This window comes from Aliivibrio sp. 1S175 (assembly GCF_001690985.1).
Classification (GTDB): Bacteria; Pseudomonadota; Gammaproteobacteria; order Enterobacterales; family Vibrionaceae; genus Aliivibrio.
Genome location: NZ_MAJS01000006.1, coordinates 43,982 through 65,547 on the forward strand (window position 1 = coordinate 43,982; position 21,566 = coordinate 65,547).

A 21,566-nucleotide genomic window follows, 5' to 3' on the forward strand; every position below is an offset into this window, starting at 1 on the left:
TCACTTTATTTGGATTTTTATTTTGATTTTTAATTAACTGGGAGTTTTTAATTTTAATTTAGTCCTTATTTTTAATATTTAGTATTTCTTTTGTCTGTTTTTTGTCATTTAACATTCTAGGTAGATAGCTGTTGAGTTATTTAACCTATTTATTTAGTTGTGGTTTATGGCGTGCTATGCTTCTGTGTTGGTTAGCTAGGTATATAAATAATGAAAGAATGGTATTTACTCTACTGTAAGCGTGGGGAGCAACAGCGAGCAAAAGCACATTTAGAAAATCAAAATGTAGAGTGCTTTTACCCTGAAATAGAAGTTGAGAAAATAATAAGAGGTAAGAAAAAGGCAATTAAAGAACCTTTATTCCCTTGTTACATGTTTGTGCGGTTTGATTTTGAGGAAGGACCGACGTTTACAACTGTTCGCTCAACTCGTGGCGTAAGTGATTTTATTCGTTTTGGTGGAGAGCCTAAAGTCTTGTCAGGAGATCTGATTTATTCATTAAAATTGATTAAGGAAGATTGTATGAAAAGTAAGAGCTTAGCTGAATTCTTGCCTGAAATTGGCCAAAAAGTATCAATTAAAGAGGGGCCTTTTGTGGGGGTGGACGCTATTTATAAAGAAGCGGATGGTGAAAAACGTTCAATTTTATTGATTACTCTGATTAATCAAAAGGTTGAAATTAAAGTAGATAATAGTGAAATTGAATACTAAATAAAAAAGCGCCAAAAATGGCGCTTTTTTATTATGAACAATTTAGTTAATCATACGCTTCATTGTGAACCGCTTGTACCGCTCGACCTGATGGGTCAACACAGTTTTTGAATGATTCATCCCACTCTATTGCTTTTGCTGAAGAACACGCCACTGATGGGCCACCAGGAACACATTTAGCGGCATCTTCAAGAGGGAATAGCTCTTCAAAGATTTCACGGTATACATAGCCTTCTTTTGTTACAGGCGTATTGTAAGGGAAGCGGAATTTAGCTGATTCCATCTGTTGGTCTGTCACTTTCGCTTCAGCTGTTTCTCGTAATGTATCAATCCAGCTATAACCAACTCCATCAGAAAACTGCTCTTTCTGTCTCCATGCAATTGCGGGTGGTAAATCATCTTCAAAACATTCACGAAGGATATGCTTTTCCATTTTACCGTTACCACACATTTTATCTTGTGGATTTAAGCGCATAGCAATATCGATAAACTCTTTATCTAGGAAAGGTACTCGGCCTTCTACGCCCCAAGCTGCTAATGACTTATTTGCTCTAGCGCAATCAAACATATTTAAAGCCAGTAGCTTACGTACTGTTTCTTCATGAAATTCTTTTTTATTTGGTGCTTTATGGAAATATAAGTAACCACCAAAGATTTCATCAGCACCTTCACCAGAAAGTACCATTTTAATACCCATAGCCTTGATCTTACGACCCAGTAAGTACATTGGTGTAGAAGCACGAATCGTTGTTACGTCATAAGTTTCAATGTGATAAATAACATCACGAATAGCATCAAGACCTTCTTGAATAGTGTAAGTCATCTCATGGTGTACAGTACCAATTTGGTTAGCAACTTCACGAGCCGCTTTTAGATCAGGTGCACCTTCTAACCCTACAGCAAATGAATGCAGTTGTGGCCACCATGCTTGAGATTGTTCGTTATCTTCAATACGCATTGCAGCAAACTTTTTCGCAACTGCTGATGTGATTGATGAGTCAAGACCACCAGAAAGAAGCACACCATAAGGAACATCTGTCATCAGTTGACGTTTTACCGCGTCCTCTAATGCTTGTTTAAGTTCTTCTTTACTTGTTGGATTATCTTTAACTGCATCATATTCCATCCAGTCACGTACATAATAACGTGTTGGTTCTGCATCTTTTGATGAGTAAAAATGACCAGGAGGAAATTCACTGATTGATTTACAAACCGGTACCAGAGCTTTCATTTCAGAGGCAACATAATAGTTACCATGCTCGTCATATCCGTGATACATAGGAATAATACCGATATGATCACGACCGACTAAATACTCGTCTTTTTCTTCATCATAAAGAATAAAGGCAAAAATCCCGTTTAAGTCTTCTAATAAATCAGCCCCTTTCTCGCGATACAGAGCTAAAATAACTTCACAATCAGAATCTGTTTGGAAAGCGTAATCATCAGCGTATTTTTCACGTAATTCTTTATGGTTATAAATTTCACCATTAACCGCTAAGATGTGCTTCTTATCTTCGCTATAAAGAGGTTGAGCACCACTGTTTACACCAACAATAGCCAAACGTTCATGCGCTAAAATTGCTTTATCTGATGAATAAATACCAGACCAATCAGGTCCACGGTGGCGAAGTTTTTTTGACATTTCTAGTGCGGATTTACGCAGTGGTGTTGGATCGGTTTTAATATCCAGTATTCCAAAAATTGAGCACATAAGTTCCCTCTATCTCTTCTTAATTTTTATCATAAATTATTGTCTTGAATACAATTTGCCATCATCCCTAAAAAAATCAACCCAGAAATACAAATAAAATCACAAATAGATAACCTGAATAGATAATATTTAATATTTATGCTGTTTTGGTATGAGATCGTTAGTTGAAGATGTTTTTTGAACAGAAATGATGAGAAATTATGGGATATAAATAAACATCAGATTAGAACACTTTTAGATTCTAACCTGATTTATTTATCATACAGATGATTAATTAAGCATTATTATTTCATGTTTTCATTTTGTGGATTGAATTTCGGATTTAATTGTTCACTTACATGACGAGCAAAACCACTACCTGCTTCATGGTAAATATTAAATGCAGCATCAACACCTTGTTCGAGTAGCCCTTCAATTTGGTCATTATAAGCCGCAATTGCTGCGGTTTGGCCTTGATAATTTCGTGATTGTAATTGTTCTAATGCAAATTGATTACCTTGGTGGTTGGGCATGGCTAATAGCACGAGTTTCACGTGTGAAGTTGATAAAATACGTTCCCAAAAATCGGGGTCGGTAGCATCGCCAAGAATAACATTTCGCCCTAGCTCTTGATGGCGCTTAGCTGATTCTTCGCGTAGTTCTATCCCTAAAATAATATCGCCATATTTATCTTTTAATTCATCATAAGCGCCGCTACCAATTCGACCCATACCAAGAATTAAAATTTGTGCTCTACCTGGATTAATTAATTTATCCATTGGGTTTAAGCGTTCAGCGGTGTGTTCTTTTAACCAATGGCGTGACCGCTGATAAATTGAGTGTCCAAAATTATTTAAAGGCGCTGAAATAATGAAGGAAATGGATACAGCAATAGCAATGGCAACGAGAGTATCTCCTGGTAACCAACCCATTTTAAATGCTAATCCACCCACAATTAATCCAAACTCACTGTAATTAAATAAGGTCAGAGAGGTGAGTAAGGAGGTTCGAACGCGGAACTTAAATTTATTAATGATAATGAAGTATAAAAAACCTTTTACCGGTAGCAGTAAAATTAAAAATAGAGCCAGTGTTAACCCTGCAAATGTCGGTGCTGCTGATAGCCCTATATTTAAGAAAAAACAAATGAGTAAAATTTCTTTTAAATTAAATAAGGATTTTGATAATTCAGAGGCTTTAGAGTGACCAGCTAATAACATGCCTAGGATAAGAGCGCCAAGATCTGGCTTCATTCCAACGAGTTCGAAGGTACCAGCACCAGCGACCAAGGCTAAGAATATGCCATAAAGAACCAGCATTTCTCCGTGACCAGCCCAGTCTAATAGTTTAAAGAATAAAGGTCTAAAGAGTGGGAGTGCAAATAAAGCTAAGGCGGTAATTTCAGGTATTTTACCAGTAGATACGGTTAAGAAAACAACGGCAAAGATATCTTGCATAACAAGAATGCCAATCGCTAAAGTACCGTAAGTCGCGTTCATTTCGCCTTTTTCTTGCAATGCTTTAACTGCAAAAACGGTACTAGAAAAAGAGAGGGCAAAACCAAATAAGACTAATTGTGCAGTATCTATATCTGCAAGTATTGTTATCCCGAGAAGTTTGAGACCAAGTAGAGCAAATGTGAAGAACAGTGTTGAGAATACGTTATGGAGTGTAGCACCTAGCCAAATTTCTTTAGCTAATAAGGTTTTTATATCTAATTTTAAGCCAATAGAAAAAAGGAGCAGGGTAACGCCAAGATCTGCAAAGGTAGAAAGTGCATCATTAGATTGAAAGCCAAGCGCGTGCAAACCAAATCCAGCTAATAAAAAACCAACCAACGGCGGTAAGTTGATCTTTAATGCAATAAAACCCATTACAAACGCTGCAATGATAAAAAGTAACTCCATATACTATTGTCCTGAAAGTGTTAAAAAAAAGGCTGCAAAAGCAGCCTTAGAGTAACATGTTAAAAATTATTTATGATTATTCATCTAATAATTTTTGTAACAATACACCATTAAGCATAGCGCGCTTCACCATTGAAAATGCACCAATTGTTGGTTGTTCATGGAGTTCTGATGCAACAATAGGAAGATCTTTATGGAAAGCGGTCAATGATTGATTTTTGATACAATTACGAATAGCAGCAAATAGAATTTTATCTGATTGAGTAATAGCACCCGAGATAACAATTTTTTGTGGATTAAATAGGTTAATTGTCATTGCAATGGCTTTACCAAGTTGGTTACCTACTCGCAGCAATGTTTGTGTTGCAAGTTCATCACCATGATTTGCAGCATGACAAATATCTGCCATTGTGATGTTTTCTAGCGGTGAAAGGCTTGAAGGGTAACCTTGTTCAAGTAAAGACTTGATGCGTGCGATAATTGCAGGGTTTGCTGCTACGGTTTCTAAACAACCAAAATTACCACATTGGCATTTATCGCCAATCGGATCGATCTGAATATGACCAATTTCACCTACGTTTCTATTATGGCCTAAGAAAACTTTACCATTAACGATAATGCCTGCACCAGTACCACGGTGAACACTGACTAATATAGAATCATAGCAATCTTTAGACGCACCAAAATAATGTTCGGCTAGAGCTAAACCGCGCACATCATTGCCAACAAAACATTGAGTGTTGAAAGTGTCTCTAATGAAATCGGCTAGTGCCAATTTATCTATATCGGTATTTGGCATGTACTCTACAACGCCGGTCTCTGGGTTAACTAGACCAGGAAGGGTGATGCCGATAGCAATTAATTGCTTAATGGTATCTTGATTTTGAGTGATGAAATTTTGGAGTAATTTATTTAAGCCATCTAAAAGGTGTTCTTGATTACTATAATGAAATTCTTGATATTCACTGGCTAATTCTTTTGTGGAAAGGTCAAAAAGACTTAACTGGATATAATCACGGCCTAAACGCACTGCGATAGAGTGAAAAGGTTCCGTTTCGGTGGTCAAAGAGATCGCTCTTCGTCCACCAGTTGACGCTTGTTGCGCGACTTCTTTAATTAAGCCGCGCTCCAATAATTGACGGGTTATTTTGGTAACACTTGCTGGGGCAAGTTGACTAACATCTGCGATTTGAATTCGAGATATCGGTCCTTTTTGGTCGATTAAACGATAAACAGCCGCACTGTTTAATTGTTTTACTAGATCTACATTACCAATTTGTCCGTCAGTCATATTAACTTTGCTCGTATTGTCCGTTAACAACAGTCGCTTTTACATTAAAGTCACGATCAAAAATAGCAAGGTTAGCAACCATGTTCTTTTTAATTCGGCCTAGTTTATTATCCACGCCAATTGCTTGAGCTGGATATAACGTAGCCATACGTAGTGCTTCGTCTAAAGCGATTCCAACGTGCTCAACTGTATTCTGAACTGCTTCAATCATAGTCAGAGCTGAGCCGCCTAATGTGCCATTCTCATCAACACATTTACCTTCCTTGTAATATACTTTCTTACCAACAAAAATAAAGTATTCCATGTCAGCACCTGCAGGAGCTGTGGCATCGGTCACTAATACTAGCTTTTCTTTCTTTATTTTGTGCGCAATTCGGATATTTGCATAGTCTACATGGAAACCATCAGCGATGATGCCAGCATAAACTTCTGGTGTATCATAGATAGCACCAACAACACCAGGTTCACGACCAACCATAGGCGTCATCGCGTTAAATAGATGAGTTGCGAAAGTGATACCTGATTCAAAACCTTGGCGAGCTTCTGCATACGTAGCATTAGTGTGGCCAATTGATACAACAATACCTGCTTTACATAAACGTTCGATGTGTTCTGGATCATTTTGCTCTGGAGCAAGAGTTACTTTTGCAATTAAATCCGCGTTATCACACATTAATTGGATCATATCAGAGTCTGAATGACGGATATGGTCAACGCTATGAATGCCTTTTTTCATTACGTTTAGGTATGGACCTTCAAGGTGTAGACCTAAAGATTGGTTTTGATATTTATTGTGATATTCACGAGCAGCTTCAATCGAAGTTCGCATATCTTGGTCTGAAGAGGTAATTAGCGTAGGTAAGAAACTAGTACAGCCTGATTTTAAGTTCGCTTCATGCATGATCTGCATTGTTTCTGCAGTGATTTCATCATTTAGCATCACACCGCCACAGCCATTTAATTGAAGGTCGATAAAACCAGGGCTTAGAATGGCACCATCTAAATCCTTTAATTCAATACCATCGGGTAATTCTGATGTTGGGCAAACGGCTTCGATTTCTGTTCCATTAATGATGACAGAATGGTTAACAAGAACATCGTTACCAGTATAAACCTTACAGTTAGTTAGTGCATACATAGCTTGAATCCTTTAGTTATAATTTATGATACGAAAAAAGTGTAAACTTTTTTTCGTTTAAATTTTTAAGCAAGTAAAAATAGAACTGCTTACTGAGCGGTACACTCAGTTACCTAAATGTTACGTTCAGTAATGACAAAGTTTGGTCTTTTATAGACCAAATTTTATTCCGTATGTTTTATTCTTTCGAATGATAAAATAAGTTTTATGATCTCGCTAGCAAAATACCTTAAATATTCCCTCCGCAGGTGATAATGATCACAATTAGCTCGCTTTTAATTTGCGGGGCGAAATTAATCCCTTACACTGACCCTGTTAATAACGAGTAGCGAAATAAGTTTATAACGGACAAATTAAGCTATTCAAAAAAATCTAAAATCCTTATAGGGGGAATCTAAAGGTGAATATTTTAGGATATTTTCAAAAAGTAGGTAAAGCACTGATGGTACCAGTTGCTACATTACCTGCAGCAGCAATTTTAATGGGTATTGGTTACTGGATTGACCCGGTAGCTTGGGGCGGTAATAGTGCATTAGCAGCGTTTTTAATCAAAGCTGGTGCGTCTATCATTGATAACATGTCTGTACTATTCGCAATTGGTGTTGCTTATGGTATGTCTAAAGATAAAGATGGTGCAGCGGCACTTTCTGGTTTTGTTGGTTTCCTTGTTGTAACTAATCTTCTTTCTCCAGGCGCAGTAGCTCAGATTCAAGGTATTGATCCTGCAGCTGTACCTGCGGCTTTTGGTAAGATCAACAACCAATTTGTTGGTATTTTAGTTGGTATCGTATCTGCTGAAATCTACAACCGTTTCTCTGCTGTTGAATTGCATAAAACACTTGCATTCTTCTCTGGTAAACGTCTTGTTCCTATCTTAACGTCATTTGCGGGTATCTTAATTGCCTTCATTCTTATGTACGTTTGGCCTGCTATTTACGGTGGCCTTGTACACTTTGGTGAATCAATCCAAGGTATGGGTTCTGTTGGTGCTGGTATTTATGCATTCTTCAACCGTCTACTTATTCCTGTAGGTCTTCACCATGCACTTAACTCTGTGTTCTGGTTTGACGTTGCTGGTATTAACGACATCCCTAACTTCCTAGGTGGCGCTAAGTCTATCGCTGAAGGTACTGCAACTGTAGGTGTTACAGGTATGTACCAAGCTGGTTTCTTCCCAATCATGATGTTTGGTCTACCAGGTGCAGCACTAGCTATCTACCACACTGCAAAAGTTGAGAATAAAGAAAAAGTAGCGTCTATTATGATCGCTGCAGGTTTCGCATCATTCTTTACAGGTGTGACAGAACCACTAGAATTCTCATTCATGTTCCTTGCTCCTGCATTGTATGTAGTTCACGCGGCATTAACGGGTATCTCTGTATTCATCGCAGCATCTATGCAATGGATTGCAGGTTTCGGTTTCTCTGCTGGTCTAGTTGATATGGTTCTTTCTAGCCGTAACCCACTAGCAGTTAACTGGTACATGCTAATTATCCAAGGTATCGTATTCTTCGCAATTTACTACTTCGTATTCCGCGCTGTAATCATTAAGTTTAATCTTAAGACTCCAGGCCGTGAAGAAGATGAAGAAGAAGAAAGCTCAATCCGTGGTTCTAAAGAAACAAGTGAACTAGCTAAGCAGTATCTTAAAGCGCTTGGTGGTCATGAAAATATCGAAAATATCGATGCTTGTATTACTCGTTTACGCTTAACTCTTAAAGACACTAGCGTAATTAGTGAGAAGCAACTTAAAGGCCTTGGTGCAATGGGTGTAGTTAAACTTGGTTCAAACAATGTTCAAGTTATTCTAGGTCCTCTTGCTGAAATCGTTGCTGGCGAAATGAAAAAAATCCCAGCGTCGGAAGACCTAACAGCAGTTGCATTACCATAATTATTGAGTAAATTAACTCGATTTAATAAGCCGCTCTAATTAGAGCGGCTTTTTTTATGGAAATAAAGCAACTATTTGATTCTATATATTGAGTATTGCCCCATAATTGTGGATCATAGGGAGATATGAACAATCTGTTCTTTCTCTTAATACCAATGAGGTGCTTTAGATGAGTGAAACTGAAACTCGTCCTACCAACTTTATCCGTCAAATTATTGATGAAGACCTAAAGTCAGGTAAACATTCCAGTGTCCATACTCGTTTCCCGCCAGAGCCAAACGGTTATCTGCATATCGGTCACGCAAAATCTATCTGTTTGAATTTTGGTATTGCTCAAGATTACCAGGGACAGTGTAATCTACGTTTTGATGATACTAACCCTGAAAAAGAAGATATTGAATACGTTGAATCAATCAAAAATGACGTTAAATGGTTAGGTTTTGATTGGAGTGGTGATATTCATTATTCTTCAAACTATTTCGATCAGTTGTATGGTTACGCGGTTGAATTGATTGAGAAGGGCTTGGCTTATGTTGATGAGCTAACGTCTGATCAAATCCGTGAATACCGTGGTTCTCTTAAAGAGCCAGGTAAAAATAGCCCATACCGCGATCGTAGTGTCGAAGATAACCTTGCGCTATTTGAACAAATGCGCGATGGTAAATTTAAAGAAGGCACTATTTGCTTACGTGCAAAGATTGATATGGCTTCTTCATTTATCGTTATGCGTGATCCAGTTATTTATCGTATTCGTTTTGCTTCTCATCACCAAACTGGTGATAAGTGGTGCATTTACCCAATGTACGATTTTACTCACTGTATCTCGGATGCGCTTGAAGGCATTACACATTCAATCTGTACGCTAGAATTCCAAGATAACCGTCGTTTGTACGATTGGGTATTAGAAAATATTACGATTGACTGCCAACCACATCAGTATGAATTCAGCCGCCTAAACTTAGAATATACGATTATGTCTAAGCGTAAGCTGAATGAACTTGTGACTGAGAAGTTAGTAAATGGTTGGGATGATCCACGTATGCCTACTGTTTCTGGTTTACGTCGTCGCGGTTTTACTGCTGGCTCTATTCGTGAATTCTGTAAACGTATTGGTGTAACTAAACAAGAAAACATGATTGAATTTGGTTCATTAGAATCATGTATTCGTGATGATCTGAATGAGAATGCACCTCGTGCGATGGCTGTACTTGAGCCTGTAAAAGTAGTGATTGAAAACTACGAAGAAGGTAAGGTAGAAACGTTAAACGTTGCAAATCATCCTAACAAGCCTGAAATGGGCACGCGCGAAGTACCATTTACTCGTGAAGTTTATATCGAGCAAGATGATTTCCGTGAAGAAGCAAACAAGAAATACAAACGTTTAGTTCTTGGTAAAGAAGTACGTTTACGTGGTGCTTATGTTATTCAAGCAAATCGAATTGAAAAAGACGAAGCAGGTAACATTACGACTATTTTCTGTAGCTATGATGCAGAAACGTTAGGTAAGAACCCAGCAGATGGCCGTAAAGTTAAAGGTGTTATTCACTGGGTATCAGCAGATAAAGCGGTACCAGCGGAAATTCGTTTGTATGATCGTCTATTCACAGTGCCAAATCCTGCTACTTTAGAGGATTTCTCAGAGAGTATTAACCCTGAGTCGTTGGTTGTTAAAAATGGTTTTGTAGAACCAAGTTTAGCAACAGCAGAAGTTGAAGCAGGCTATCAATTTGAACGTACAGGCTATTTCTGTATTGATAATAAAGACTCTACACCAGAAGCTCTTGTATTCAACCGTACAGTAGGTTTACGTGATACTTGGGAAGGTTAATCCAGACTAAGTATTTACTGAATTGATAATAAAAAACCAGCAGAAATGCTGGTTTTTTTATGACTAAAATCTGTTAAATTGATGATTAACCGTTATGAGCATCATCATTATCAATGCAGTCATTAGTAATACAGTGGCCGTATAGATATAAACTGTGGTTAGTAAGTCGAACATTGTATTTTTTAGCGATATCTCGTTGACGTTCTTCAATCATTTCATCAGAGAATTCGATAACTTTACCGCAATCTAAGCACACAAGGTGATCATGGTGGTGTTGAGTTGCTAGTTCAAAAACAGATTTACCACCTTCAAAATGGTGACGGGTCACAATGCCGGCATCATCAAATTGGTTTAATACGCGGTATACGGTAGCAAGACCAATCTCTTCACCAATATCGATTAATTTTTTATATAAATCTTCTGCACTGATGTGTTGGCAATCTGGTTGTTGAAGTACTTCTAAAATCTTCAAACGCGGAAGAGTAACTTTTAAACCGGCTTTTTTTAGTGCTTGGTTGTTATCTGACATCGACTTTTCCTGTATTGACATTCTGCATCGATTTTTTGTGCAGTTTTAATAACTTAATTATAGGGAACATTCAATCTAGTTGATACCCTATCTGTACGATCTCTTACAAAAAAATAGATGTTGATCTTATGTTAAGAAAACATTTATTATGAGGTCAGACCAGATTTAAGGATGATAAATATGTATAAGTACTTTACCCCAAAAATAGTTAGAAGGGCATTGAATATTTGGCCACCATTTTGGGGGGCTGGGATCTCGATCCAAACTATTTCATCTGACTTTCAAGAAGTGAATGTTATATTGAAAGATCGGTTTTGGAATAGAAATGCCAATCGAACTCAATATGGAGGAAGTATTTTCTCTATGACTGATCCTGTATTTTCATTAATGCTAATGGGTATTTTGCGTGATGAGTACTTTGTATGGGATAAACAATCTGAGATTGACTTTATTTCACCGGGAACGACAGATTTACAGGCACACTTCTTGATTTCAAATGAGACGATTCAGGAGATAAAATGTCATACAGAAAATGGGGACAAGTATTTTCCAAAATTTGAAGTGTATATTTATGATAAAAAAGGAAAGGTGGTTGCGAGGGTGAATAGAACGTTATATGTGAGAAAAAAACCAGAATTTAGATGATGCTCTCAAAGAACAGAGAGCATCATAAATCAAAATTAGTCTTCTAATTCTGCAAGGCACATTTCTTCATGGATTTGGTTAACCCATTTAGTTACACGCTCTTCTGTAAGCTCTGGCTGGCGATCTTCATCAATACAAAGACCGACAAAGTTATTTTCATCAACTAAGGCTTTAGATGCTTCAAATTCATAACCTTCAGTTGGCCAATAGCCGATCACTGTACCACCTTTCGCTTCTACGATATCACGGATATTACCCATAGCATCACAAAAGTACTCAGCGTAATCTTCTTGATCACCACAGCCAAAGATAGCAACAAGTTTAGTTGAGAAATCAATGCCTTCTAGTTCAGGGAAGAAATCATCCCAATCACATTGAGCTTCACCGTAGTACCATGTAGGGATACCTAAAAGAAGAAGATCGAAATTATCAATATCTTCTTTACTGCTTTTCGCAATGTCTTGAACGTGAACGAGCTTTTTACCAAGCTGTTTTTGAATCATCTTGCCAATAGCTTCAGTATTACCTGTGTCGCTACCAAAGAAGAGTCCTACACTTGCCATATGATGAATACCTGTATTTGTCTGTATTAATTAAAAATAGATGTTATTAGATCAGTGGCTTAGCCTAGACCTGCACCTTCCCAGCTTAGCTGAATAATTCCTTTTGCAATGAAACCAGTACAGCCTAAAAAGAGTACTAGCCAAACTATTTTTCGGCCAAAAGTAGGTACATTTGCTTGCTTTAGTACATCTTTAATTGCCATACCGATAAAGAAGAATATCGAGGCAAACAGAAAATCTAATCCAATAGATTCAATGAGGTCAAAATGTTCATATAGCATAAATCAGCCTTATTTTAGTTAAGCGACTTAAATCTGATCGAATAATTTTGCAAAACTATATCATAGCTTTGACGTTGTTGATATGGATTATCGAGTACCAACTTTCTCTAAAAATCGATTTATTACTCGATATATGGTTTCAGGCTTTTCTGCATGAAGCCAATGACCTGTGCCACTTACAATATGTGCTTTAGCTTTTGGAAATTGCATCATAATTTCTTTTTGATGCGAAGCCTGAATGTAATCGGAGTTTTCTCCTTTTATAAATAAGGCATCTCCCATAAATGGCGAAATTTGATCCCAACCAATGATCTGATGATAGTTACTAAGTAAAGCCGGGACATTAAAACGCAAAGCTAAATGATCGCCTTCTTTATAGAGTGATTTACTTAAAAATTGTCGTACTCCTGGTTCGAGTATCGAGGTTGCAAGTAAATTATCGGCTTCTTTTCGGGTCTTTGGTGGTGTATTTATTATATGTTGCAGTCCAGAAAAAACGGTATCGTGTCTGCGTTCAGGGTAGGCAACAGGCGCCATATCTAACACAATTAATGAAGGTATTATTTCAGGCTTTTGAGAGGCGATAGCCATCGCAACTTTACCCCCCATAGAGTGACCGATAATAGCCTTAGGCTTAATTGCTAAATGTTCAATTAAATGAACGACATCGGAAGCGAGGGCTTGATAGCTATGATCGTCAGAATGAAAAGAGTGACCGTGATTTCGAAGATCAACACTGATCACTCGATACGATGATTCAAGTTGCCTAGCAAGAAGACCTAGGTTATCTAAATTCCCAAATAAGCCATGAATTAGGATCAAAGGATCCCCATTTCCTTGTTCTTTATAGTTAAGTAGCTTCATTTTTCTACGTTGTGTTAGGTTTGTCGTAGAGTATCACGATTATACAATGTATAATCGTGCCTTCATAAATAGATTATAGAATACGAACCATATAATGAAGACAATTGAAGTAGACGAAGAACTATACCGCTTTATTGCGAGCCAAACTCAACACATCGGTGAAAGTGCCTCTGATATTTTGCGTCGTCTCTTAATGCAGTCATCACCTTTAGACTCTGTTATTTCTGTTTCTGCTCCTGTTGAAGTACAGAAAAAAGGCATTGTAGTCAGTAAAGATGCAGGTAAAGAGATATCAATAGATCGTGTTAAAGCGGTGCGTACTTTATTAATCTCTGATGAATTCTCAGTATTGGATAAAGCAATCGATCGTTTTTTAACGGTACTTTCAGAATTATATAAAATTGACTCAAAAGCATTCTCTGAAGCGACGGAAGTGAAGGGAAGAACTCGAGTTTATTTTGCAGACAATCAAGATACATTGATTGCAAGTGGTAAAACAACCAAGCCAAGAGAAATCAATGGCACTCCATTTTGGGTTATCACGAATACAAATACTAATCGCAAGCGCCACATGGTTGAATTGTTAATGGAGCGTATGGGTTTCCATCATGATTTGACAGAAAAAGTGTGTGCGGCGATTTAAATTTTTGAGTTACGGCTCAAATAATAATTTGTCACAAGGAATCGTCAAATGGCTATACATCCTCGCGCTGGGCAGAAAGCTCAGCAAGAAGATTTACACAACATCCCAGCATTAGTTGCTAATTATTTTTTATTAGAACCTGATGCAACTAATCCAGATCAAAAAGTTCAGTTTGGTACCTCAGGGCACCGAGGAACGTCTGATAAAGCAACGTTTAATCAGCATCACATTTGGGCGATTGCTCAAGCTGTGGCTGATGTTCGTAAAGAGACTGGAGTAACAGGCCCACTTTTCTTAGGTAAAGACACACACGCTTTATCTGAACCTGCATTTACTTCTACCATTGAAGTGCTTGTGGCTAATGGTGTTGAAGTGATTATCCAAGAGGATAATGGCTATACACCAACGCCTGGTATATCTCATGCAATTTTAACGCATAATGTTAAATTTGATAATAAAGCAGATGGTCTCGTCATTACCCCTTCGCATAACCCTCCTCAAGATGGCGGGATCAAATATAACCCGACACATGGTGGTCCAGCGGAAGGTGAGTTAACTACGGCGATTGAAAACCAAGCCAATGCTTATATCGCGAATGAGTTAAGTGGTGTGAAGCGCATTGCGATCAATGAAGCAATGAAGTCTGATCTGGTTAAGCAAGTGGATTTAGTGAAGCCATATATTGATGACCTTAAAAACGTTATTAATATTGACGCGATTCAAAAAGCAAATCTTAAATTAGGTGTCGATCCACTTGGTGGTTCTGGTATCGAATACTGGCGTCAAATAGGTCAAGTATTTGATCTGGATTTAACTCTAGTAAGTGAAGCAATTGATCCTTCATTCCAATTTATGTCGTTAGATAAAGACGGTGTAATACGTATGGATTGTTCTTCACCTTACGCAATGGCAGGTTTGTTATCATTAAAAGATGATTACGATTTAGCGTTTGGTAATGATCCTGATTATGATCGTCATGGCATTGTTACGCCATCAGGCTTAATGAATCCAAACCATTATCTAGCCGTATGTATTGATTATTTATATCGTAATCGTCCTGATTGGAAGCCAGAGGTTGCTGTAGGTAAAACTCTAGTGTCCTCAGCGATTATTGATAAAGTCGTTGCTGATTTAGGCCGCGATCTATGCGAAGTACCGGTTGGCTTTAAATGGTTTGTTGATGGACTGTACAATGGCAGTTTAGGCTTTGGTGGTGAAGAGAGTGCAGGGGCTTCTTTCTTGCGTTTTGATGGCACACCTTGGTCAACGGATAAAGATGGTATCCTGTTATGTCTACTTGCTGCTGAAATCACAGCAATTACAGGCATGAACCCTCAAGAGTACTATAATAAACTTGCAGCTCAGCATGGCGAATCTAGCTATAACCGAATTCAAGCGGTTGCTAATAAAGCACAAAAATCAGTATTAAGTAAATTATCTCCTGAAATGGTCTCAGCAACAACACTTGCTGGTGATGAGATCACGGCTCGTTTAACGCATGCTCCAGGTAATGGTGCGGCGATTGGCGGCCTGAAAGTGACTACTGCGAATGGTTGGTTTGCTGCTCGTCCATCAGGAACAGAAGAGATCTACAAGATTTACTGTGAAAGTTTTAAAGGTGCTGAACATTTAGCATTAATTGAACAAGAAGCACAAGAAATTGTAAGCAATGTATTTAAAGACGCGGGCTTATAATTTAAACCCGTTAATTCTTTAATAAAAGCAGCGCATGTCGCTGCTTTTTTATTATTTAAAATGGACAGTAATAATGAATAATTTTCAGTTGGAACAGCTATTAAACCAAGAATTAAAACCTCAACTTATCAAAGATTACTGCCCAAATGGATTACAAATCGAAGGCAAATCTGAAGTCACAAAAATCATTACAGGTGTAACCGCTTCACAAGCATTAATTGATGTGGCTATTGAAAAAAACGCAGATGCTTTGCTCGTTCACCATGGATATTTTTGGAAGGGTGAAAGTGAATCAATTAAAGGAATGAAGGGTAATCGTATTCGTTCTTTAATTAAAAGTGATATTAATCTATTGGCTTATCATCTTCCTTTAGATATTCACCCTATATTAGGTAACAATGCAGAATTAGCTCGTTTATTCTCTATTTCAAATGTGGAAGGATTAGAAGTGACACCTCAATCTATTGCAATGAAAGGAGAGTTTGACGTTGCGTTATCTGGTAAAGAGTTAAGTGCACGAATTCATCAAGTATTGAATAGAGCCCCTCTACATATAGCACCTGATGTTGATAAAGAGATAAAAACGGTAGCTTGGTGTTCTGGTGGTGGGCAAGATTATATTGAATTAGCTGCACAGCAAGGGATTGATGCGTTTATTTCTGGTGAAGTATCTGAAAGAACGACGTATATCGCGCGTGAATTAGGTATTCACTATTTTGCTGCTGGTCATCATGCGACCGAGCGCTATGGTGTTAAGGCTCTGGGTGAGTGGTTAGCAAAAGAACATGGCTTTGATGTGGAATTTATTGATATTGATAATCCAGTTTAAGCTATTTTAAATAGTTATTGTTATTAATTAATACGTAATAAAAAAGGTTGATGCATGAGCATCAACCTTTTTTGTTTACATGTCTAATTACGTAAACTAGTTCTATTCACGCTCATGAAGAGGCTTGAATTCACGAAGCTCTTCACCAGTGTAAAGTTGACGCGGACGGCCGATACGGTTATTTGGATCACTGTGCATTTCGCTCCAGTGTGCAATCCAACCGACAGTACGAGACAGCGCGAAGATAACAGTAAACATAGAAACCGGAATACCAATCGCTTTTAAGATAATACCAGAGTAAAAATCTACGTTTGGATACAGTTTCTTAGAGACAAAGTATTCGTCAGAAAGTGCAATACGCTCAAGTTCCATTGCTACATCCAATAATGGATCTTTAATGTTAAGCTCTTTTAGTACTTCATGACACGCTTCGCGCATTACCGTTGCACGTGGATCATAATTTTTATAAACACGGTGACCAAAGCCCATTAGGCGGAATGGGTCATCTTTGTCTTTTGCTTTTTCAACGTATTCATCAATGTTGTCAAGAGAGCCAATCTCTTCAAGCATACGTAGACAAGCTTCATTTGCGCCACCATGGGCAGGACCCCATAGAGAAGCTATGCCTGCTGCGATACACGCAAATGGATTTGCGCCAGAAGAACCCGCTAGACGAACGGTTGATGTCGATGCATTTTGTTCGTGATCAGCATGAAGTGTGAAAATTTTATCCATAGCGCGAGCGACAACAGGATTTACTTCATACTCTTCACATGGGTTTGCAAACATCATGTGTAAGAAATTTTCTGCGTACGTTAAGTCATTACGTGGATAGATAAACGGCTGACCAATAGAGTACTTATAACACATGGCAGAAAGTGTTGGCATTTTTGACAACAGTCGGAATGCCGCGATTTCACGGTGTTCATCATTACTAACGTCTAATGAGTCGTGATAAAAGGCAGCTAAAGCACCTACAACACCACACATAACAGCCATTGGGTGAGCATCACGGCGGAAGCCGTGGAAGAAACTAGAAATCTGCTCATGAACCATGGTATGACGAGTAACAATATCTTTAAATGCCTCGTATTCTTCACGGCTTGGAGCTTGGCCATTTAGCAGTATGTAACAGACTTCTAAATAATCGGCATTATTTGCTAATTGATCTATTGGAAAACCGCGATGTAATAAAACACCTTTATCACCATCGATATAAGTTATTTGGGACTCACAAGATGCAGTGGCAAGAAAACCAGGGTCAAAAGTAAAGTAGCCACTTGCGCCTAATTTTCGCACATCGATCACTTCAGGACCGATAGTTCCATCCATGATCGGCATGTCTACTGGGGCTTGACCTTCGATGTGAAGGGTTGCCTTTTTATCAGCCATAACATTCTCCTTTTGTTATATTTTTATATTATCCCGGATATGAGAGTGACAACTTTGTACCCATTACGCGGGCTAATGTCAATTTTTGTGCGCTTATGTGTGCACTTGTTTATATTTTTAATCAAAAAAAAGTTAATTTTCTGTGGTGTGATGTAGGTATTATTTAACCGTTTGTAATCAGATGTTTCACATCGTATACTGCGGCTGAGTTTCTGTTCTGTCCCTTATATTATATAGGGTTAACGAGATATTCATCTACTTAAAAATAGAGTTTTATTTGTTAAATTACTCACATAAAGAGATGTTGCTCACAATGAAAGTTATTAAAATGTTAAATTTACATAGCTTTTGATAGATCAGAGGTATCTATAACAATAAAATGCTCAATGGAGCTGAGTGAGCCCCTTGTGAAAGTTAAAAAGTCTAGACCTGTCAACTTAGATCTACAAACGATCCGTTTTCCTTTAACGGCTATCGCCTCAATATTGCATCGCGTAAGTGGTGTGATTACTTTTGTTTCTATTGGAATACTACTTTGGTTGCTCAACCTATCACTTTCTTCACCTATTGGATTCGCACAAGCCGCTGATTATATCGATGGTTTTTTTGTGACGTTCATTATGTGGGGAATTCTGACTGCGCTTGCTTATCATATTGTGGTCGGTGTTCGTCATTTATTGATGGATATGGGCTATTTTGAAGAGCTTGAGTCAGGTACTCAAAGTGCTAAGGTTGCGTTTGCAATTACAGCGGTATTATCTCTTTTAGCAGGAGTATTGGTATGGTAGCTAACGTATCTTCCTTTGGTCGTAATGGCGTACACGATTTTATCTTAATTCGTGCTAGCGCGATCATTCTTACCCTCTACACATTCTATATTGTTGGTTTCTGTGCCTTTGGCCCAGATCTGACGTACCTATCATGGACAAACTTCTTTGGTGGTTTGTTCACAAAAGTATTTACGATGCTAGCGTTACTTTCCATATTAATCCATGCATGGATTGGTTTATGGCAAGTACTTACTGATTACATTAAACCTATGCTGTTGCGTGCTCTGCTTCAATTAGGTTTGGTGAGTGTTCTTTTGGGATATTTCTTTTCTGGTTTAGTTATAGTGTGGGGTGTGTAGTGAGTATTGCTGTTAGAGAATTTGACACCGTAGTGATCGGTGCTGGTGGTGCGGGTATGCGAGCCGCACTGCAAATTTCAGAGCAAGGCTTATCATGTGCCTTGTTATCAAAAGTATTTCCAACTCGCTCTCATACTGTATCTGCTCAAGGTGGTATTACCGTCGCTCTTGGTAATGCGCATGAAGATCATTGGGAACAGCATATGTACGATACCGTAAAAGGGTCTGATTATATTGGTGACCAAGATGCGATTGAGTACATGTGTAAAAATGGGCCTGAATCGGTTATCGAATTAGAAAAAATGGGTTTACCGTTTTCTCGTTTTGATGATGGCACAATTTATCAACGTCCATTTGGTGGTCAATCTAAGAATTTTGGTGGTGAACAAGCAGCACGAACCGCAGCAGCAGCAGACCGTACCGGTCATGCTTTGCTTCATACCTTATACCAACAAAACATTAAGCATAAAACGACCATCTTTTCAGAGTGGTATGCGCTTGATTTAGTTAAAAATGAAGACGGTGCAATTTTAGGTTGTACGGCACTTTGTATGGAAACCGGCGAAGTTTGTTACTTTAAATCGAAAGCAACCATCCTTGCTACAGGTGGTGCTGGTCGTATTTATGCGTCAACAACCAATGCACACATCAATACTGGTGATGGTGTTGGTATGGCTATTCGTGCTGGTGTTCCAATGCAAGATATTGAAATGTGGCAATTCCACCCAACGGGTATCGCAGGAGCCGGTGTTCTTGTAACTGAAGGTTGTCGTGGCGAGGGTGGTTACCTACTGAACAAAGATGGTGAGCGCTTCATGGAGCGCTATGCTCCAAACGCGAAAGACTTAGCGGGCCGTGATGTTGTTGCGCGTTCAATGATGGTCGAAATCCGTGAAGGTCGTGGTTGTGATGGTCCTTGGGGTCCTCATATTAAGCTTAAATTGGATCACCTAGGTAAAGAAACGCTTGAATCTCGTCTGCCTGGTGTGTGTGAGCTATCTCGTACCTTTGCTCATGTTGATCCAGTAAAAGAACCAATTCCTGTGATCCCTACTTGTCATTACATGATGGGTGGTGTGCCAACACAAGTGTCTGGTCAAGCAATTAAGCAAGATGACGCAGGTGCAGATGTTGAAATCCAAGGCTTATTTGCTTGTGGTGAGATTGCCTCAGTGTCAGTACATGGTGCTAACCGCTTAGGTGGTAACTCTCTACTTGATTTAGTGGTATTTGGTCGTGCAACAGGGCTTCATTTAGGTGAAACACTGAAGAAGCAAGCCGAAGCTAAGCCTGCTACTGATGCTGATATTGAAGCTTCTCTTGAGCGTTACAATCGTTGGGAAAACAGTACGGGTGGTGAAGATCCAGTTCAAATCCGTAAAGATTTACAACAATGTATGCAAAACAACTTCTCGGTATTCCGCGAAGGTGATGCAATGGCAAAAGGCCTTGAAGAGCTTAAAGTGATCCGTGAACGCCTTAAAAATGCTTACCTTGCTGATAAATCAACAGAATTCAACACACAACGTATTGAATGTCTAGAGTTAGAAAATTTGATGGAAACCGCATTTGCAACGGCGGTCGCTGCAAACTTCCGAACAGAGAGCCGTGGAGCTCATGCTCGTTTTGACTTCCCTGACCGTGATGATGCGAATTGGTTATGCCACTCAGTATATAACCCTGAGACAGAGTCGATGACTAAGCGTGGTGTGAACATGGAGCCAATCCATCGTGAAGCATTCCCACCTAAAGCACGTACGTACTAAGAGAGGGCAGAAAGATGAAATTGAATTTTTCAATCTATCGTTACAATCCAGACGTAGATAATGCCCCTCACATGAAGGCGTATACGTTAGAAGTAGAAGAAGGTTCTGATATGATGGTGTTAGATGCACTTATCTTATTGAAAGAACAAGATCCTACACTATCTTTCCGTCGCTCATGTCGTGAAGGCGTATGTGGTTCTGATGGTTTAAATATGAACGGTAAAAATGGATTGGCTTGTATCACTCCATTATCAGAGCTAATAGGTAAAGGCGATCTTGTTATTCGTCCATTACCTGGTCTGCCTGTCGTTCGAGATTTGATCGTCGATATGGCACAATTCTATGAAAATTATGAGAAGGTAAAACCTTTCTTAATCAGTGATGGTGCAACTCCTCCTTCAAGAGAGAACCTGCAATCTCCAGAAGAACGTGAGCACTTAGATGGGCTGTATGAGTGCATTATGTGTGCGTGTTGTACGACATCGTGCCCATCATTCTGGTGGAACCCTGATAAATTCATTGGACCTGCTGGCCTACTTGCCGCTTATCGTTGGTTAATTGATAGCCGTGATACCGCGACAAATGAACGTTTATCTAATTTAGATGATGCTTTCAGTGTTTTTCGTTGCCATGGCATAATGAATTGTGTAAGTGTATGTCCTAAGGGGTTAAATCCAACAAAAGCAATTGGTCATATAAAGACAATGCTATTGAAAAGAGCGGTATAACCTATATCACCTCAACTGATATGCAGAACTAATGTGTATTAGT

The 21,566-nt window shown here is 38.6% G+C and carries 20 protein-coding genes; 11 read left to right on the forward strand and 9 right to left on the reverse strand.

Annotated features, from left to right (window positions below):
* Nucleotides 1–210: 210 nt before the first annotated feature.
* Nucleotides 211–711 (forward strand): transcription/translation regulatory transformer protein RfaH, encoded by a 501-nt coding sequence (gene rfaH / locus A6E06_RS02200; protein WP_065591426.1) that lies wholly within the window; start codon nucleotides 211–213, stop codon nucleotides 709–711.
* A gap of 46 nt (nucleotides 712–757) precedes the next feature.
* Here rfaH and asnB read toward each other — a convergent pair whose 3' ends face one another.
* From asnB to nagA, 4 genes are all read right to left on the reverse strand, one after another.
* Nucleotides 758–2,425 (reverse strand): asparagine synthase B, encoded by a 1,668-nt coding sequence (gene asnB / locus A6E06_RS02205; RefSeq protein ID WP_065591427.1) that lies wholly within the window; start codon nucleotides 2,423–2,425, stop codon nucleotides 758–760.
* Between the two features lie 284 nt (nucleotides 2,426–2,709).
* Nucleotides 2,710–4,311, reverse strand: coding sequence for a cation:proton antiporter family protein (locus A6E06_RS02210; protein WP_065591428.1), 1,602 nt, complete (start codon nucleotides 4,309–4,311; stop codon nucleotides 2,710–2,712).
* 76 nt (nucleotides 4,312–4,387) lie between these two features.
* Nucleotides 4,388–5,602 carry an ROK family protein gene (locus tag A6E06_RS02215; protein ID WP_065591429.1) on the reverse strand — a complete coding sequence of 405 codons (1,215 nt, stop codon included), beginning with the start codon at nucleotides 5,600–5,602 and terminating at the stop codon, nucleotides 4,388–4,390.
* 1 nt (nucleotide 5,603) lies between these two features.
* Nucleotides 5,604–6,740, reverse strand: coding sequence for an N-acetylglucosamine-6-phosphate deacetylase (nagA, locus tag A6E06_RS02220; protein WP_065591430.1), 1,137 nt, complete (start codon nucleotides 6,738–6,740; stop codon nucleotides 5,604–5,606).
* 400 nt (nucleotides 6,741–7,140) lie between these two features.
* Here nagA and nagE point away from each other — a divergent pair, with 400 nt between their 5' ends.
* The gene (gene nagE, locus A6E06_RS02225; protein WP_065591431.1) at nucleotides 7,141–8,631 is read left to right on the forward strand and encodes an N-acetylglucosamine-specific PTS transporter subunit IIBC; all 1,491 of its coding nucleotides are present in this window, start codon (nucleotides 7,141–7,143) and stop codon (nucleotides 8,629–8,631) included.
* Between the two features lie 169 nt (nucleotides 8,632–8,800).
* A complete protein-coding gene (gene glnS, locus A6E06_RS02230; RefSeq protein ID WP_065591432.1) occupies nucleotides 8,801–10,459 on the forward strand; it encodes a glutamine--tRNA ligase in 1,659 nt (552 codons plus the stop codon).
* Nucleotides 10,460–10,544: 85 nt separating this feature from the next.
* On the opposite strand, the gene fcrX is transcribed toward glnS, so the two are convergent.
* Nucleotides 10,545–10,988: a ferric iron uptake transcriptional regulator FcrX gene (gene fcrX, locus A6E06_RS02235; protein WP_065591433.1), complete on the reverse strand. Its 444-nt coding sequence runs from the start codon at nucleotides 10,986–10,988 to the stop codon at nucleotides 10,545–10,547.
* Between the two features lie 180 nt (nucleotides 10,989–11,168).
* Here fcrX and A6E06_RS02240 point away from each other — a divergent pair, with 180 nt between their 5' ends.
* Entirely contained in the window at nucleotides 11,169–11,633 is a 465-nt protein-coding gene (locus A6E06_RS02240; RefSeq protein ID WP_065591434.1) for a hotdog fold domain-containing protein, read from the forward strand.
* Nucleotides 11,634–11,668: 35 nt separating this feature from the next.
* Here A6E06_RS02240 and fldA read toward each other — a convergent pair whose 3' ends face one another.
* The 3 genes from fldA to A6E06_RS02255 all read right to left on the reverse strand — a co-directional run bounded on the left by fldA (nucleotide 11,669) and on the right by A6E06_RS02255 (nucleotide 13,341).
* Complete coding sequence (gene fldA, locus A6E06_RS02245) at nucleotides 11,669–12,196, reverse strand: flavodoxin FldA (RefSeq protein ID WP_065591435.1); 528 nt, start codon at nucleotides 12,194–12,196, stop codon at nucleotides 11,669–11,671.
* A 59-nt stretch (nucleotides 12,197–12,255) separates the two neighbouring features.
* The gene (locus tag A6E06_RS02250) at nucleotides 12,256–12,477 is read right to left on the reverse strand and encodes a DUF2788 domain-containing protein (RefSeq protein WP_065591436.1); all 222 of its coding nucleotides are present in this window, start codon (nucleotides 12,475–12,477) and stop codon (nucleotides 12,256–12,258) included.
* Nucleotides 12,478–12,564: 87 nt separating this feature from the next.
* Nucleotides 12,565–13,341: an alpha/beta fold hydrolase gene (locus A6E06_RS02255; protein ID WP_065591437.1), complete on the reverse strand. Its 777-nt coding sequence runs from the start codon at nucleotides 13,339–13,341 to the stop codon at nucleotides 12,565–12,567.
* Nucleotides 13,342–13,435: 94 nt separating this feature from the next.
* Between A6E06_RS02255 and seqA the strand changes: the two genes are divergently transcribed.
* From seqA to A6E06_RS02270, 3 genes are all read left to right on the forward strand, one after another.
* The gene (gene seqA, locus A6E06_RS02260) at nucleotides 13,436–13,984 is read left to right on the forward strand and encodes a replication initiation negative regulator SeqA (RefSeq protein ID WP_065591438.1); all 549 of its coding nucleotides are present in this window, start codon (nucleotides 13,436–13,438) and stop codon (nucleotides 13,982–13,984) included.
* Nucleotides 13,985–14,032: 48 nt separating this feature from the next.
* Nucleotides 14,033–15,679, forward strand: coding sequence for a phosphoglucomutase (alpha-D-glucose-1,6-bisphosphate-dependent) (pgm, locus tag A6E06_RS02265; protein WP_065591439.1), 1,647 nt, complete (start codon nucleotides 14,033–14,035; stop codon nucleotides 15,677–15,679).
* Between the two features lie 73 nt (nucleotides 15,680–15,752).
* On the forward strand, nucleotides 15,753–16,508 hold the full coding sequence (locus A6E06_RS02270; RefSeq protein WP_065591440.1) for a Nif3-like dinuclear metal center hexameric protein: 756 nt from the start codon (nucleotides 15,753–15,755) through the stop codon (nucleotides 16,506–16,508).
* Between the two features lie 102 nt (nucleotides 16,509–16,610).
* Here A6E06_RS02270 and A6E06_RS02275 read toward each other — a convergent pair whose 3' ends face one another.
* Nucleotides 16,611–17,900, reverse strand: a complete 1,290-nt coding sequence (locus tag A6E06_RS02275; protein ID WP_060990440.1) for a citrate synthase — start codon at nucleotides 17,898–17,900, stop codon at nucleotides 16,611–16,613.
* Between the two features lie 392 nt (nucleotides 17,901–18,292).
* Between A6E06_RS02275 and sdhC the strand changes: the two genes are divergently transcribed.
* Genes sdhC through A6E06_RS02295 form a run of 4 tightly spaced genes read left to right on the forward strand, consistent with a single transcriptional unit; the run spans nucleotide 18,293 to nucleotide 21,523 of the window.
* Complete coding sequence (gene sdhC / locus A6E06_RS02280; protein ID WP_065591812.1) at nucleotides 18,293–18,688, forward strand: succinate dehydrogenase cytochrome b556 subunit; 396 nt, start codon at nucleotides 18,293–18,295, stop codon at nucleotides 18,686–18,688.
* Nucleotides 18,682–19,029 carry a succinate dehydrogenase, hydrophobic membrane anchor protein gene (gene sdhD / locus A6E06_RS02285; protein ID WP_065591441.1) on the forward strand — a complete coding sequence of 116 codons (348 nt, stop codon included), beginning with the start codon at nucleotides 18,682–18,684 and terminating at the stop codon, nucleotides 19,027–19,029. The genes sdhC and sdhD overlap by 7 nt, the downstream gene beginning before the upstream one ends.
* A complete protein-coding gene (gene sdhA, locus A6E06_RS02290) occupies nucleotides 19,029–20,795 on the forward strand; it encodes a succinate dehydrogenase flavoprotein subunit (protein WP_065591442.1) in 1,767 nt (588 codons plus the stop codon). Before sdhD ends, sdhA begins: the two co-directional genes overlap by 1 nt.
* 14 nt (nucleotides 20,796–20,809) lie before the next feature.
* Nucleotides 20,810–21,523 carry a succinate dehydrogenase iron-sulfur subunit gene (locus A6E06_RS02295; protein WP_065591443.1) on the forward strand — a complete coding sequence of 238 codons (714 nt, stop codon included), beginning with the start codon at nucleotides 20,810–20,812 and terminating at the stop codon, nucleotides 21,521–21,523.
* The last annotated feature ends 43 nt before the right edge of the window (nucleotides 21,524–21,566 follow it).